Genomic DNA, 14,803 nt, shown 5'->3' with positions numbered 1-14,803 from the left:
TGGGAGAGCAGTGCAGTGAACGGCGATATGACGGCGGCCTACATCACCGGCTTCGGCGGAGCCGACGACATCCGGACCGGGCCGCTGCCCCGCCCCGTGCCCGGGCCGGGCGAGGCGCTCGTCCGGGTCGGGGCGGTGGCGGCCAACCACGTGGACACCTTCGTCCGCTCCGGCGCGTACACCACCGAGGTGCCCTTCCCGTTCGTCATCGGACGCGACCTGGTCGGCACGGTGGAGAGCCCCGCCGAGGCCCCCGCCGGGACCTTCGCCCCCGGCGACCGGGTGTGGTGCAACAGCCTGGGCCACGACGGCCGGCAGGGCTCGTTCGCCCAGTACGCCGCCGTCCCCGTGGACCGGCTCTTCTCCCTGCCCGCCGGGGTCGACCCGGTAGCGGCGGTGTCCGTGCTGCACACCGCCGGGACCGCATACCTCGGCCTGTTCCGGGAGGCCCGGCTGCGGGCGGGGGAGACGGTCCTCGTCGAGGGCGCGGGCGGCGGCGTGGGCAGCGCCGTGGTCCAGCTCGCCACCGCGGCCGGGGCGCGCGTCATCGCCGTCGACCGCGCCGAGAACGCCCAGTGGTGCCGTGACTGCGGCGCGGACCAGGTCCTGGACCGCGCCGATCCCAAGGTCCACGCCGCGGTCCGCCGCCTCGCCCCGGACGGGGTCGACGTGCTGTGGGACTGCTCCGGGCGCCATGACCTCGAAACGACGATTCCGCTGCTCGCCCGGGGCGGCCGCGTCGTCCTGATGGCCGGGCTGCGGGCGCGCGCCGTGCTGCCCGTCGGCGCCGTCTACGCCCGCGACATCAGCCTGCACGGCTTCGTCATCAGCAACGCCTCGGTGGCGGACCTCGCGGAGGCCGCCGGGACCATCAACCGCGAACTGGCGAGCGGCCGGCTGCGCGGCCGGGTCCGCGCCCGGCTTCCGCTGACGGAGGCGCCGCGGGCCCACCGCCTGCTGGAGGGCCGCGAGGGCGGTGCCGGCGGCCCGGGCCGCATCGTGCTGATCCCCTGACCGGAAGAGAGAGGAAGGCCGTAGGTGCCCCGTCCGAACAGCAAGCCGCGTCTGCTCAGCAAGGAATGGTGGGAACAGCGAGTCCTGCGGATGTACGACTCCTGGCGGGACCCGGTGACCTGGCATGTCACCGCGACCCCGAACGGCCCCGGTGATCTGCGGCAGTTCAGGCGCCGCCGGTTCGCCCTGCTGGTCACCTACAAGCGCAGCGGCGACCCCGTTCCGTCGGCGATGTGGTTCGGCCTCAAGGACGGCCGCGCCTATCTGCGCACCGGCTGCGACTCCTGGAAGGTGCGGCGGATGCGCAACAACGACCAGGTGCTGTTCGCGCCGTCCAACATCCGCGGCAAGCCCAAGGGCGCGGTCATCCCGTGCACCGCGCGCATCCTGCCGGACGAGGAGAAGCCGGGCGCCGCACAGATCATCGTGGACTCCTACGGCAAGGGCCGGAAGCTCTACGACCGCACGGTGGCCACCGTGTACGAGGAGGCCGCGTACATCGAGATCACCCCGAACGCCCTGCTGAAGGCCGAGGCCGAGCGCGCCCGGGCGCAGCGCGGCACCCCCTAGGTCGCCGGGCGCGTCCGGGACCTCCCCGGAGGCGCCCGGCGCTTTCGTACGCCGCCTACTTCTCCCGCAGGCCCACCTTGGCGTGCAGCGCCCGCAGCGGCTTCGGCGCCCACCAGTTGCCCTTGCCGACCAGCCGCATGAAGGCCGGGACCAGGGCGCCCCGGACCAGCGTGGCGTCCATCAGCACCGCGAGCGCCAGCCCGATCCCGATCGCCTTGAGATAGACGATGCCGGAGATCAGGAAGCCCAGGAACACGATGGCGATCAGCACCGCGGCGGCCGTGATCATCGAACCGGTGCGCTCCAGGCCACGGGCGACCGATGCCACGTTGTCCCCGGTTCTGTCGTACTCCTCCTTGATCCGGGACAGCAGGAACACCTCGTAGTCCATCGACAGCCCGAACGCGATGCAGAACAGCAGCACCGGCACGGTCCAGGTGATCGAGTCGGTGACCACGAAGTCGCCCACGGCACCCTCCAGATGGCCGTCCTGGAAGCCCCACACCAGCACGCCCAGCGTGGCGCTCAGGCTCAGGCAGTTGAGGACCAGCGCCTTGAGGGGCAGCAGCAGGGAGCCGGTGAAGAGGAACAGCACGGTGAAGGAGCTGGCGGCGATCACCGCGAGCGCCAACGGCAGCCGGGCGTTCATCGAGTCGATGGAGTCGGTCAGCTCGGCCGCGGGCCCGCCCACCTGGACGGGGTACGGCGCCGGGAGGGCCCTGATGTCCGCGACCAGCGCTCGGCCCTCCTCCGACAGCGACTGGTGGCTCGGCACCACGGACAGATAGGTGCTGTGACCGGAGCCGAAGCGCGCCGAGAGGGCCGACGGCCGCCGCACCAGCCGCCCGTGGGCGAACGTCCCGGCCTCGCTGTCCACCCGGGACACATCGCCGAGCTTCGACAGCCGCTCGGCGTACGGGGCCACCTTCCGGTCGCCGGGCCCGGACGTCCCGTCGAGCACCACGTTGAGTGCCTGGGTCTCCTGTGCCGGGAAGGTGTTCCGGATGTCGCCGCCGACCTGCCGGGCCTGGCTCTCGGCGGGCAGCACCCGCTCGTCCGGCAGGCTCAGCCGCAGATCGAGGAAGGGCGCGCCGAGCAGCAGCAACAGCGCGGTGACGGCGCCCGCGACCGGCAGCGGGAACCGCATCACGCCGGTGGCCAGCCGGTGCCAGAAACCCTCCCCGGAGCCCTTTTCGGCCTCAGGTGTGCGGCGGCGCAGGACGCGCCCCTTCTCGATGCGGTGGTCCAGCGCCTTCAGCAGCGCGGGCAGGAAGGTGAGCGAGACGAACGCGGCGAGCAGGGCGGTCGGGATCCCGGCGTACGCGAACGAGCGCAGGAAGTAGAACGGGAACACCAGCAGCGCCCCGAGTGCCAGGGTCACCGTCACCGCGGAGAACAGCACGGTGCGGCCCGCGGTGCGCAGCGTCGTGGCGATGGCCTGGTCGGTCCGCACCCCCTGGCCGCGCTCCTCCCGGTAGCGCTTGATCAGGATCAGGCTGTAGTCGATCGCGAGGCCGAGTCCGAGGCCGGTGGTGACGTTGCTCGCGAGCGCGGAGACCTCGGTGAACAGGGTCAGAATCCGGATGACCAGCAGGACGGACAGGATGGTCAGCCCGCTGACCATCAGCGGCACCAGGGCGGCGACCACGCTGCGGAACACGAACAGCATCACGATCAGCAGGACCGGGAAGGTCACCGCCTCGATCTTGATGAGGTCCTTCTCCGTGGTCTCGGACATCTCCTTGTCGGCCAGCGCGCTGCCGCCCACCCGGACGTCGAGCCCTTCGGCACGGTCCTCGTAGCGGCTCTCCAGCCGCTCGAAGGTGTTCTGGACCCGGTCCTCGTCGCCGGAGATCCGGGCCATCAGCAGCGCCTGCCGGCCGTCCTGCGCGCGCAGCGGCTCGGCCTTGCCCAGCGACCAGTACGACACGGCCTGCTCGACCCCGGGTTCATGGGCGACGCGTTCGGTGAGCCGGGCGCCGGCGGCGGCCACGGCGGGGGAGTCCACGCCCCGTTCGTCGGATATGAGCAGGACGAAGTCCGGGGCGCCCGCCCGGAATCTGTCGTCCATGACCTTCGCGGTCCTGGCCGATTCCGTCGAGTCGTCGACGAACCCGCCGGCGGACAGTTCCTGGATCACTCCGCCGCCCAGCGCGCCCGCTATGACCAGCAGCGCTCCGGACAGATACAGCACCAGTCTGCTGCGGCGGCAGGTGAACCGGGCCAGTGAGGCGAACAATGGGGCTAACCCTTCTCGCGCTGCGGCTTCCCTTGCGAGCGGTTGACGCGCAGGGCGCGCAGCAGCGTGGACGGTGCGGCCAGGGAACGGGGATGGGTGCGCATGTACGTCACCGAGTTGAACCGCACGGCGACGGACCGGTCCGTGATCGAGGCGGCGGCGATCTGCTCGGCGAACCACTTCGAGAGGCGGTAGCCGCGCGGGTACGGGCCCGTCACATCCGGGCGGGCCAGATCGGCGGAGGTGGAGATCTGCCAGGCCGCGTCCACCACCACGCGCTGGAGGGCGAGGAAGCGGCGGGCGGGGGCGTCGAGATCCGGCCGGGAGCGCAGGTACTCCGACAGGGCGGAGGCGTGCAGGGTCGCCGAGGACATGCCCTGCCCGTAGATCGGGTTGAACGAGGCGACCGCGTCACCGACGCTGATCAGCCGGGCGGGGAACCGGGTGAGGAGATGGAAGTCCCGGCGGCGGCTGTCGGCCTGGTGGTACGGGAGGATCTCGCCCAGCTGATCGCCCGCGACCGCCTCGCGGTAGACCGGCGGCAGTTCGCCGCACAGCTTCCGGAACTCCGCCACGTCCCGGATCGGCGGCTGCTTCCCGTAGTTGGCCAGGGTGATCAGCCAGCGGTCGCCCTCGATGGCGGTGATCGCGCCGCTCGCCACCCGGGGCGGGGTCGCGGTGGGGGTCCGGTAGGCGATGGCCGCGGCCAGCTCCGGGTCGGCGTCGGCGCGCCGGAAGTAGCCGGTGGCGTAGTCGATGTCGATGGCCATGCGCCGCATCGCGGGCCGCTGCCAGCCGTCGCGCTCCAGCCAGTCGCCGAGCTTGCTGGCCCGCCCCATGGCGTCGACGACGAAGTCCGCCTCCTCGGTCCATTCGTCCCCGTCCGCCCCGCACCGCACTCCGGTGACGGCGCCCGCGCGGAATTCCAGGCCCCGGGCGCGGCAGGTGAGGACCTTCACATTGGGCAGGTCCAGGGTGCGCCGCCGGACCAGCGACTCCAGGAACGGGCGGCTGCTGGAGATCAGCCCCATCGTGCCGTCGCTCACCTTCGGCACGCCGTCGGCGTAGGCGCGGATGGTGTACGGGGACGAAATGATCGCGCCGCCCGCCCGCGCCTCGTCCTCGAACCCCGGGAACAGCCGCCGCAACTGCATCCGGCCGCCGTGCATCAGGGTGTGCAACTGCCCGTCGTGCGGGGTGCCCGGCCGCGGGGCGGCGGTGCCGGGTAACGCGTCCCGCTCCACGATCACCACGCTCTCGGCGTGATCGGACAGCACCCGCGCCGCCAGCATTCCGGCCAGACTCCCGCCGAGCACCACGGCCTTGCCCATCAGGACGTCGGTATTCGTGATCGGTTCGTCGGTACTGAGCCGGGCGAACACACGTGCGGCAGACTCCATCACGAAACCTCCAGACTGGTTATATGCATCAACCAGGTACTGCTGGGTAGGCGCACGAATCCGTCCGAGGAAGAGAGAGAAAAGCTTGTGCCTGCCCTGACCGATTCCGATGCCCCCGCCGCAGCCCGGCACCCCATGCTCCACCGCGCCATCAAGCGGCGCAAGAACCCTCCGCTGCGGCGCAGTGACATTACGGTCACCAAGGAGAAGGACGTTCATCGCGCGGTCAAAGCCGCCGCTCTGGGCAACGCCATGGAGTGGTTCGACTTCGGGATCTACAGCTATCTCGCGGTCACCATCGGCAAGGTCTTCTTCCCCGGCGGCAACGCCACGATCCAGGTCCTGTCCTCCTTCGCGACGTTCGCGGTGGCCTTTCTCGTACGGCCGCTGGGAGGTATGTTTTTCGGGCCGCTCGGTGACCGCATCGGGCGGAAGAAGGTGCTGTCCTTCACCATGATCATGATGGCGACGAGCACGCTCGCCATCGGCCTCATCCCGGGCTATCACTCCATCGGCTACGTCTCGCCCGCGCTCCTCATCCTGTTCCGCATGTTGCAGGGATTCTCCACCGGCGGTGAATACGGCGGCGCGTCCACGTTCATCGCCGAATACGCCCCCGACAAGCGGCGCGGCTACTTCGGCAGCTTCCTCGAATTCGGCACCCTCATCGGCTACACCTCCGCGGCCGGACTGGTCACCATCCTGACCGTGACGCTCTCCGACGACACGATGAACTCCTGGGGCTGGCGCATCCCGTTCCTGGTCGCCGCCCCGATCGGACTCGTCGGCCTGTATCTGCGGCTGAAGCTGGACGAGACCCCCGCCTTCCAGAAGCTGGAGGAGGAGGCGTCCGCGGCGCAGGAGCGCACGACGCTGCCGTTCTGGCAGGTGTTCCGGTCCCAGTGGCGCGCGATGGTGCTGTGCATGGCGCTGGTCGCCGCGTACAACATCACCGACTACATGCTGCTGTCGTACATGCCGACGTACCTCTCGGAAACCCTCCACTACAGCAGCACCAGCGCCCTCGTCTCGATCATCATCGTGATGCTGGTGCTCATGGCGGCCATCACCTTCGTCGGCCGGCTCTCCGACCGCATCGGCCGCAAGCCCGCGCTGATGGCCGGGTCCATCGGCTTCTTCGTCCTCGCGGTGCCCTCCTTCCTGCTCATCAAGCAGGGCGGTATCGTCCCCGTCTTCGCCGGTCTGCTGCTGCTGGGCATGTGTCTGCTGCCCTACGTCGCCGTGATGTCGGCCTCCCTGCCCGCGCTCTTCCCGACCGACGTGCGCTACGGCTCGCTGTCCATCGCCTTCAACATCTCCGTGTCCCTCTTCGGCGGCACCACCCCGCTGGTCGTCGAGGCCCTGGTCAGCGGCACCGGCGACGATCTGATGCCCGCGTACTACACGATGCTCGCGGCGATCGTCGGCATCATCGCCTCGGCCGTGATGAAGGAGACCGCCCGCAAGCCGCTGGAGGGCTCGCCGCCCTCGGTCGCGACCAAGGAGGAGGCCATCGCCCTGGTCGAGTCCCAGTCCCAGCAGGCCCATCAGCGCCCCTGATCCTGGGGGCCCGCCCCGAGGGCATTACCCCCGCGGTAATCGACCTCCTCGCACCTCCGGCGGCACAGTGAAGGCATCGGGTTCCGGGCCGGCGCACTCCGGCCCGGGACCCGGATCCGAGACGTCGCACAGGCCGCTCGCGGCCGCCCAGGAGGGGACGACATGACCGACTACGACACCGCGGTGGCCCGCTACTTCGAGGCGTGGAACGCCACCGGGCCGCACGCCCTCGCCAAGGCCGTCGCCGCCGCTTGGACGGAGGACGGCGGCTACACCGACCCGCTGGCCGACGTACGGGGGCACGAGCAGCTGGCCGCCGTCATCGCCGGGGCCCACGAGCGGTTCCCCGGCTTCGAGTTCCGGCAGCTGGGCAGCGCCGACGGGCACCATGACATCGTCCGCTTCGGCTGGGAGCTGGTGGCGCCCGACGGGTCCGCGCCGGTCGCCGGATTCGACGTGATCACCCTCGCCGAGGACGGCCGCATCCGCTCCGTCCTCGGCTTCCTGGACCGGGTCCCTACGGCGGCGTGATGCCCTTGAGCACGGCGGCGGTCTCCGGGTCGGCCGGGAGGAACGTCTCGATGGCCAGCTCGGAGACGGTCACGTCCATGGGGGTGTTGAACGTCGCGATCGTCGAGATGAGCGACAGCACCCGCCCGCCGTGCTCGATCACCATCGGCAGCGCGATGGGCGCGTGGGCGCCACCGGTGGCCGGCTCCCGGCCGCCCGCCTCGGGCAGCGGATAGCCGGTCACCTCGTCGTACAGCTCGCGCAGCGCGGCGGAACGCATCAGCGCGAGCTGGCGGTCCATCTGGTCCAGCAGATGGCCGCGCCACTCCCGGAGGTTGCGGATGCGCGGGGCCAGCCCGTCCGGGTGGAGGGTGATCCGCATCGCGTTCAACGGCGGGGCCAGCAGATGGTCCGCCACGCCCTCCAGCAGCATCCGGACGCCCCGGTTGGCCGCCAGCACCTGGTACGTCCCGTCCAGCACCAGCGCCGGATACGGCTCGTAGCCGGTCAGCAGCCGCTCCATCCCCTCGCGCAGCGCGCCCATCGACGGATCGTCCACCGCCCGCTCCGGATAGTGCGGGGCGTAACCGGCGGCGATCAGCAGCGCGTTGCGCTCCCGCACCGGCACGTCGAGGTGGTCGGCGAGCCGCAGCACCATCTCCTGGCTCGGGCGGGACCGGCCGGTCTCGATGAAGCTGATGTGGCGGGCCGAGGAGTCGGCGCGCAGCGCCAGCTCCAGCTGGCTGATCCGCCGCCGGTCCCGCCATGCGCGCAGCAGCGCGCCCACCCCGGGCGGCGCGACAGTTGTCATGCCCCGAAGGTAACGGAACCGTGGTGGTGGCCGTGGCAGGGTGGAAGACCGAGCCACCACCCGAGGAAGGGACGCGCCATGGCAGTCGAGCCGCTGGCCCGCACGGAGATCGAGGAGCGCCTGGAGCAGCTGCCCGGCTGGTCGTTCGCGGACGACCGGCTCTCCCGCGGTTACGTCTTCGACGGGCATCCGCAGGCCGCGGGCCTCGTCGCGGAGATCGCCCGCATCCAGGACGAGCTGGGCCACCACTCCGACCTGACCCTCGGCTACAACAAGGTCACCGTCACGGTGAACACCCACAGCGTCGGCGGCAAGGTCACCGAACTCGACCTCGCCCTCGCCCGCCGCATCGAGGACGCCGCCCCCGGCCACGGCGCGCATGACTGAACCCGCCGCGCCCGCGCGGGAATCGTGACCAAACCGCTCCCCGACCGGCTCCGAATACCCCCACGAGAGGGCGGCGTCGACCGGAGGAGCGGGCATGGGCGGGCAGCGGCAGCGGATCCCCGACAGCGTCATCCACCACCCGGCCGTCGACGCCGCCCGCCGGCCCGCCGGCCCGGCCCCTCCCGGACCCGCGACGCCCTGGCCCGGTCACTGGTCCGCCGGGCCCTGGACCGGCGGGCGCTCAGGTGGTGTGGCGGGCCCGGCGGAAGCGGGCGGCGGCTTCGGCGAGGTCGACGACGGGGGGCGGGTAGGACAGGGCGGAGCGTTCCGCGTCGGGGAGCGTCCAGGGGGTGTGGACGCGCCGGCCGGGGATCTCGGCGAGTTCGGGCACCCAGCGCCGTACGTACGCCCCGTCGGGGTCGAACCGGCGGGCCTGGGCCAGGGGGTTCAGGACCCGGTTGGGGCGGGTGTCGGTGCCGGTTCCGGCCACCCACTGCCAGTTCAGCTGGTTGTTCGGCACGTCCCCGTCGACCAGCAGGTCCAGGAAGTGCCGGGCCCCCACCCGCCAGTCCACGTACAGCGTCTTCGTCAGGAAGCTCGCCACCAGCAGCCGGGCCCGGTTGTGCATCCACCCCTCGCCCGCCAGCTGCCGCATCCCCGCGTCGACCAGTGGGTAGCCGGTGCGGCCCGCCTTCCAGGCGGCGACGGCGGCGACGGCGGCGTCGTCCGACCGCCACTGGTCGCCGCGCGGGCGGTAGTCGGTGTGGGAGGCGTCCGGGCGGGCGGCGAGGACCTGGTAGTGGAAGTCGCGCCAGGCGAGCTGCCGTACGAAGGCGTCGGCGCCGGGCCCGCCGGACTCGCGCGCCCGGTGCACCAGCTCCACCGGGGACAGACAGCCGAAGTGGAGGTAGGGGGAGAGCCGTGAGGTGGCGTCGCCCGCCAGGTCGTCCTGGCGGTCGGCGTACGGGCCCAGGCCCGACCGCAGCCACGCCTGGAGGCGGCGGCGCCCGGCCCGTTCGCCGCCCTCGGGCAGCGCGGGGGAGGTGCTGCCGGAGGCGAGCGAGGACACGGCGGCGACCGGTTCGGACCGCACCCCGGACGGCACCCGCACATGGCGCGGCGCGGCGAGCGGCCTGCGCGGCTCGACGGCCTGCCAGGCGCGGAAGTACGGGGTGAACACGGCGAAGTGGGTCTTGCCGGCGGGGGTCAGGGCGCCCGGCTCGGCCGCCGTCACCACGGTTCCGTGGACGTGCAGGGCCCGCTCGCCCAGCGCCTCGCGCAGCCGCGCCTCCCGCCGCCCGGCGAACGCGCTCACCCCGCCCGCGATGTGCACCTCCCCGGCGCCGACCTGCTCGGCCACCCGGCGGATCTCCTCCACCGCGTCACCCGTACGGACGACCAGCCGGCCGCCGCGCTCCCGCAGGACCGCGTCGAGGCCGGCCAGGCAGTCCCGCAGGAACGCCACCCGGTTGGGCACCGCGAACCCCGCCGCGGCCACCCGGCGGTCCACGACGAACAGCGGAACGACCTGGTCGGCCGAGCGGAGCGCGGCGTGGAGCACGGGGTTGTCACTCAGCCGCAGGTCGGAGGTGAAGACGGCGATCGAGGTGCTGGGTGTGGTCACCCCTCTCCCTTACACTAGGCGCCCTCACCCCGCCGGGAGCGACATCAGCCCGATCGGGTCGGTGGTCGGCGCCCTGGAGCCCCCGGCGGGCTCGACCGTCAGCCCCACGCCGGACGCCTTGCCCACCGCACCGCTCAGCAGGGCGGCCGTGCCGCCGCCGGTGCCGGTGTCGGCGGTGTCCATGAGCCCGGCCGACCGCATCGTGCCGCCGTCGCTGAACCACAGCTGGTACACCCGCCCATCGGGCGGTTTCGGCAGGCCGGAGGCGAGGAACGCGGCCTTGTCCAGGGCGTGCGAGACCACGACCGTGCCGGTGGCGCCGTTGGTCAGCTTGGCGTTGCGGCTGTGGGCGTCCGGGGCGGCCAGCACCTCGGCCACCGCCTCCACCCGCGCCACCTGCTCCTCGGAGCGGCGGGCCGTATCGCGCGCGTCGGACGCCTGCTGGTTCTGCCAGACGGCGACGCCGCCGAGCGCCACCGCCCCGGCGAGACAGGCCGCCAGCGCGAAGTTCTGCCGGCGGCCGCGCGCGGGACGCCGGGGCGCGCCGCCGCCGGAGAACTCCGGTTCGCGCCTCGCCACCCGCGGCGGGTCCTGACGGACCGTGGCGATCCGCCGCATCACATCGTCCTTGAGCACCGGCGACGGCGTCAGCGAGGTGGCCATGCCGAGCTTGGCGGCGGTGGCCCGCAGCTCCCGTACCTCCTGGGCGCATGCGTCGCAGTCGGCCAGATGCCGTTCGAAGGCCAGCAGTTCCCGCCCGGAGAGGGCGTACACCGCGTAGGCGCCGGTCAGCGTGTGCAGATCCGCTCGGTCCGCTCTGGTCATGCCCCGACCCCCATGCAGTCGCGAAGCCGGATGAGTCCGTCCCGGAGTCTGGTCTTCACCGTGCCCAGCGGCAGCTGCAGCAGCTCCGCCACCTCGCGGTAGGTCCGGCCACGGTAGTAGGCGAGCGTCACGGACTGACGCTGTAGTTCGGTGAGCGTCTGCAGGCAGCGGCGCACCTGCTCACGCTCCAGTCTGGCCTCCACCTGCTCCGTCACCTCGTCGAAGGCCGGGGTGCGGTTCAGCAGCGCGGCGCGCTCCTCGCGGTCCGAGGCGGACTGCGCGGACCGTACGCGGTCGACGGCGCGCCGGTGGGCGAGCGTCATGATCCACGCCATGGCGCTGCCCCGGGCGGGCTCGAACCGGGCCGCCGTCCGCCACACCTCGACCAGGACCTCCTGGGTGACCTCCTCCGCCTGGGCGGGGTCCCGCAGCAGGCTGCGCGTCAGACCGAGGACGGACCCGCTCACGGCGTCGTAGAGCGCCGCGAAGGCGTTCTGGTCCCCCCGCGCCACCAATCCGAGCAACTCCTCGAGGTCCGGGCCCCTGGGGGCCGGTCCACCGATGAACACGGGCTCTCTCACTGGCCGTCCTTCCGGATGAGCTGTACGACACCACGCAGGTGTCGTATCTCATTCGTCGCCCGGGCGGGTGCGGATTGGTCAACAAAGCGCGGGGACCGGCGAATTTGCCGATCCGGCAAGGAAGTTTGGCGGTACGGCCGCGATGCGGGCAGGCTCACGGTCATGACCGCACACGACCACGCGCACGACCACGACCACGCGCGCAAGCACGCACACGATCACGGGCATCAGCCCGACTGGGACGCTTTCGCCCCGCTCCTCGAGCGGGGCGCCGAGACGCACGCCCCCATCCACGAACAGGCCGCCGCCTGGCTGCGTGAGAGATTCACGGCGGGCGGCGGCTCCGTACGCCGCGTCCTCGACGTGGGCAGTGGCCCCGGCGTGGTGACGTGTCTGCTCGCCCGGGCCTTCCCGGACGCCGAGGTCGTCGCCGTGGACGGTGCGCCCGCCCTGCTGGAGCGGGCCCGGGAGCGCGCCGCCCGGCTCGGGCTCGCCGACCGCGTCACCACGCTGCCGGTCGAGATGCCGGACGGACTCGACCCGGCCACGATCGGCACCGCGGACCTGATCTGGTCGAGCCGGACCGTGCACCATCTGGGTGACCAGCTGGACGCGCTGCGGCGGCTCACCGCCGCCCTGCGCCCCGGCGGGCTGCTGGCGGTCGGCGAGGGCGGGCTGCCGCCCCGCTTCCTGCCCCGGGACGCGGGGCTCGGCCGGCCCGATCTGCTGGCCCGGCTCGACGCCGTCCAGGCGGAGGGGTTCGCCGCGATGCGGGCCGAGTTGCCGGGCGCGACCGAGGTCGTCGAGGACTGGCCCGGGCTGCTCACGGCGGCCGGTCTCACCGGCGCCACCAGCCGCAGCTTCCTGCTCGACCTGCCCGCCCCGCTCGACGCGGCGACCCGCGAGACCCTGCGGACCGAGCTGGCCCATCGGCGCGAGGGCGCCGCCGACCGTCTCGACGACGGCGACCTCGCCGCGCTGGACCGGCTGCTCGACCCGGACGACGAGGCCGGGATCGCGCGGCGGCCGGATGTCTTCCTGCTGACCGCGCACACGATCCACGTGGCGGCCCGGGCGGAGTGAGGGGAGGCGTCAGCCGGTGGTGAGGGTGAGCCCGTAGGCGCTGAGGATCGGGTTCACCGGCTGGTAGTACGTCGTACCGCCGACGGTGCAGTTGCCGGAGCCGCCGGAGAGGACGCCCTGCGCCTCGGTGCCGGAGACGAACGAGCCGCCCGAGTCGCCGGGCTCGGCACACACGTTGGTGCGGGTCACGCCGCGAATGGTGCCCTCGGGGTAGACCACGCTGGTGTTGTGCTGCTGGATCGTGCCGCAGTGCCAGCCGGTGGTCGACCCCGAGCGGCAGACGGACGAGCCGACCGGCGCCTCCTGGGAGCCGGTGACCGTGACGGTGGTGGAGTCGGGGCCGATCACCAGGGGCGTGGGCGTCCAGTCGGCGTTGGTGGCCACCCACGCGTAGTCGCTGCGGGGGAAGACCGAACCCTGGAAGGTGCCCTGCGCGACGCGGTTGAAGCCGGCGGTGGTGTCGCCCTGGTCGCCGCAGTGCCCGGCGGTGACGAAACCGGCCCGGGTGTCCTGGGCGACCGGGAAGCCGATGGAGCAGCGGGCGGTGGCATTGATGTAAAACGCCTCGCCGCCCCGCAGGTCATGGAGGGGAGCCGGGCGCTCGGCCGACTCCACGATCCGCACCAGGCCGCGGTCGACGCCGCCGGCGTCGATGAACCGCTGGGCCGCGGCGGGCTGTGCCGACTGGACGACCACGCTGTTGCTCTTCACGTCCACATACCACAGGGAGGCGGTGGCGGCGGCCGGGGGATGCTCCTCGGCCGTCCGGTCCAGCGCGTCCTTCGCCGCGTTGAGTTGTTCGAGGCTGTGGCCGACGACGGCGGCCTTGGCGCCGGCGGCGCTGATGGCGCCGCTCTGGGCCTGGTCGGTGGTGCCGACGGTCAGCTCGGCGGTGTTCCCGCTGACCCAGCTGCCCGCGTAGGCGCTGCCGAGGTTCTTGCGCAGGCCGGGTTCGGCCTGGCCGGCCTTGTATTCGTTCGATATGCGGGTCCGCGCCTCGTCGGCCGTCAGGCCCAGGTCGCGTTGCATGGCGGCGAGCACCTCGGGCGGGACGTCCCGGCGGGAGCCGGGTGGCGGGGAGGAGTTCGCGGCGGCGGGTATGCCCGTACCGGCGAGGAACAAGGCGGCTATGGCGAGGGTGCAGCCCGTGGCGAGCTCAAGACCATGACGACGTCTGCGGCGCATAGTGCGTTCTCCTGTCGCGAATCACGCTGCGTGTCTCATTGAGCGCCAAGCGTAATTGCGGTGCCAGGGGGCCGCTCGGCGGGCGCGGGCATGACACCGCCCCGCCGCGCGGTGCGCGACGGGGCGGTGCGGGACCCGCGTCAGGCCATCAGACCTCGGTCAGGTTGAAGGTGTCCGGGTTCGGGCCCAGGCGGTTGCCCGAGTCCAGGGCGCCGATCGCGGACAGGTCGTCGGAGTCCAGCTCGAAGTCGAAGACGTCGATGTTCTCCTTGATCCGGGACGGCGTCACGGACTTCGGGATCACCACGTTCCCCAGGTCGAGGTGCCAGCGCAGTACGACCTGCGCCGGGCTCTTCCCGTGCTTCGCGGCGATCTCGACGAGCTTCGGCTCCTCCAGCAGCCCCTTGCCCTGGCCCAGCGGGGACCAGGCCTCGGTGGCTATGTCATGGCGGGAGTTGAAGGAGCGCAGCTCGGCCTGCTGGAGCTGCGGGTGCAGCTCGACCTGGTCGATCACCGGGGTGACCGAGGCCTCGGAGAGCAGGCGCTGGGTGTGGGCGGGGTGGAAGTTGGACAGCCCGATGGCCTTGGCGCGGCCGTCGGCGTAGATCTTCTCGAACGCCTTCCAGGTGTCCAGGTACTTGTCGACCTCGGGCAGCGGCCAGTGGATCAGGTAGAGATCCACGTACTCCAGGCCGAGCTTGGTCAGCGAGGTGTCGAAGGCGCGGAGCGTCGAGTCGTAGCCCTGCTCGGAGTTCCAGAGCTTGGTCGTGACGAACAGCTCGTCGCGCGCGATGCCCGACGCGGCGAGCGCCTTCCCCGTGCCCTCCTCGTTGCCGTATATGGCCGCGGTGTCGATGTGCCGGTATCCGGCGTCCAGCGCGTTGCGCACCGCGACCTGCGCCTCGTCGTCGGGGATCTGCCAGACGCCGAAGCCGAGCTGCGGAATCCGAACGCCGTTGTTGAGGGTGATGAAGGGGACCTTGCTCACGAGCGGTCGATCCTTACGTCGCTATC

Annotated in this window: 14 protein-coding genes; 6 read left to right on the top strand and 8 right to left on the bottom strand. The window is 72.2% G+C overall.

The genetic code is table 11. The features are described 5' to 3' along the window. Nucleotides 1-27 precede the first annotated feature (27 nt). On the top strand, nt 28-1,014 hold the full coding sequence (locus ASC60_RS09925; protein WP_055549059.1) for an NADPH:quinone reductase: 987 nt from the start codon (nt 28-30) through the stop codon (nt 1,012-1,014). Nucleotides 1,015-1,038: 24 nt separating this feature from the next. Next, nucleotides 1,039-1,584 carry a PPOX class F420-dependent oxidoreductase gene (locus ASC60_RS09920; protein ID WP_055549057.1) on the top strand — a complete coding sequence of 182 codons (546 nt, stop codon included), beginning with the start codon at nt 1,039-1,041 and terminating at the stop codon, nt 1,582-1,584. 55 nt (nt 1,585-1,639) lie between these two features. Here the strand turns inward: ASC60_RS09920 and ASC60_RS09915 are convergent, their stop codons facing one another. Beyond that, nucleotides 1,640-3,823: an MMPL family transporter gene (locus ASC60_RS09915; RefSeq protein WP_055549055.1), complete on the bottom strand. Its 2,184-nt coding sequence runs from the start codon at nt 3,821-3,823 to the stop codon at nt 1,640-1,642. Between the two features lie 5 nt (nt 3,824-3,828). Next, nucleotides 3,829-5,223 carry an NAD(P)/FAD-dependent oxidoreductase gene (locus tag ASC60_RS09910; RefSeq protein WP_055549974.1) on the bottom strand — a complete coding sequence of 465 codons (1,395 nt, stop codon included), beginning with the start codon at nt 5,221-5,223 and terminating at the stop codon, nt 3,829-3,831. Nucleotides 5,224-5,358: 135 nt separating this feature from the next. Here ASC60_RS09910 and proP point away from each other — a divergent pair, with 135 nt between their 5' ends. Together proP and ASC60_RS09900 are read left to right on the top strand one after the other, a co-directional pair. Beyond that, nucleotides 5,359-6,783 carry a glycine betaine/L-proline transporter ProP gene (proP, locus tag ASC60_RS09905; protein WP_107097053.1) on the top strand — a complete coding sequence of 475 codons (1,425 nt, stop codon included), beginning with the start codon at nt 5,359-5,361 and terminating at the stop codon, nt 6,781-6,783. Nucleotides 6,784-6,945: 162 nt separating this feature from the next. Then, nucleotides 6,946-7,314, top strand: a complete 369-nt coding sequence (locus ASC60_RS09900; RefSeq protein ID WP_055549053.1) for a nuclear transport factor 2 family protein — start codon at nt 6,946-6,948, stop codon at nt 7,312-7,314. Here the strand turns inward: ASC60_RS09900 and ASC60_RS09895 are convergent. Further along, nucleotides 7,301-8,104 carry a helix-turn-helix domain-containing protein gene (locus tag ASC60_RS09895; protein ID WP_055549051.1) on the bottom strand — a complete coding sequence of 268 codons (804 nt, stop codon included), beginning with the start codon at nt 8,102-8,104 and terminating at the stop codon, nt 7,301-7,303. The genes ASC60_RS09900 and ASC60_RS09895 overlap by 14 nt on opposite strands. 78 nt (nt 8,105-8,182) lie before the next feature. On the opposite strand from ASC60_RS09895, the gene ASC60_RS09890 reads away from it, so the two are divergent. Then, entirely contained in the window at nt 8,183-8,491 is a 309-nt protein-coding gene (locus tag ASC60_RS09890) for a 4a-hydroxytetrahydrobiopterin dehydratase (protein WP_055549049.1), read from the top strand. A 241-nt stretch (nt 8,492-8,732) separates the two neighbouring features. Here the strand turns inward: ASC60_RS09890 and ASC60_RS09885 are convergent, their stop codons facing one another. The 3 genes from ASC60_RS09885 to ASC60_RS09875 are packed head-to-tail and all read right to left on the bottom strand — an operon-like array spanning nt 8,733 to nt 11,521. Beyond that, a complete protein-coding gene (locus tag ASC60_RS09885) occupies nt 8,733-10,115 on the bottom strand; it encodes a deoxyribodipyrimidine photo-lyase (protein ID WP_055549047.1) in 1,383 nt (460 codons plus the stop codon). 24 nt (nt 10,116-10,139) lie between these two features. Further along, nucleotides 10,140-10,940, bottom strand: coding sequence for an anti-sigma factor (locus ASC60_RS09880; RefSeq protein ID WP_055549046.1), 801 nt, complete (start codon nt 10,938-10,940; stop codon nt 10,140-10,142). Then, a complete protein-coding gene (locus ASC60_RS09875) occupies nt 10,937-11,521 on the bottom strand; it encodes a sigma-70 family RNA polymerase sigma factor (RefSeq protein ID WP_055549044.1) in 585 nt (194 codons plus the stop codon). The genes ASC60_RS09880 and ASC60_RS09875 overlap by 4 nt, the downstream gene beginning before the upstream one ends. 162 nt (nt 11,522-11,683) lie before the next feature. Between ASC60_RS09875 and ASC60_RS09870 the strand changes: the two genes are divergently transcribed. Continuing rightward, nucleotides 11,684-12,604, top strand: a complete 921-nt coding sequence (locus ASC60_RS09870) for a class I SAM-dependent methyltransferase (RefSeq protein WP_055549042.1) — start codon at nt 11,684-11,686, stop codon at nt 12,602-12,604. A gap of 9 nt (nt 12,605-12,613) precedes the next feature. On the opposite strand, the gene ASC60_RS09865 is transcribed toward ASC60_RS09870, so the two are convergent. Both ASC60_RS09865 and ASC60_RS09860 read right to left on the bottom strand, forming a co-directional pair. After that, the gene (locus tag ASC60_RS09865; protein ID WP_055549040.1) at nt 12,614-13,789 is read right to left on the bottom strand and encodes a S1 family peptidase; all 1,176 of its coding nucleotides are present in this window, start codon (nt 13,787-13,789) and stop codon (nt 12,614-12,616) included. Nucleotides 13,790-13,937: 148 nt separating this feature from the next. Next, nucleotides 13,938-14,777, bottom strand: a complete 840-nt coding sequence (locus ASC60_RS09860) for an aldo/keto reductase (RefSeq protein ID WP_055549038.1) — start codon at nt 14,775-14,777, stop codon at nt 13,938-13,940. Nucleotides 14,778-14,803: the final 26 nt, after the last annotated feature.

It is taken from the genome of Streptomyces sp. NBRC 110028 (assembly GCF_001417735.1).
Classification (GTDB): domain Bacteria; phylum Actinomycetota; class Actinomycetes; order Streptomycetales; family Streptomycetaceae; genus Streptomyces.
This window is presented reverse-complemented; position numbering and strand designations above follow the sequence as displayed.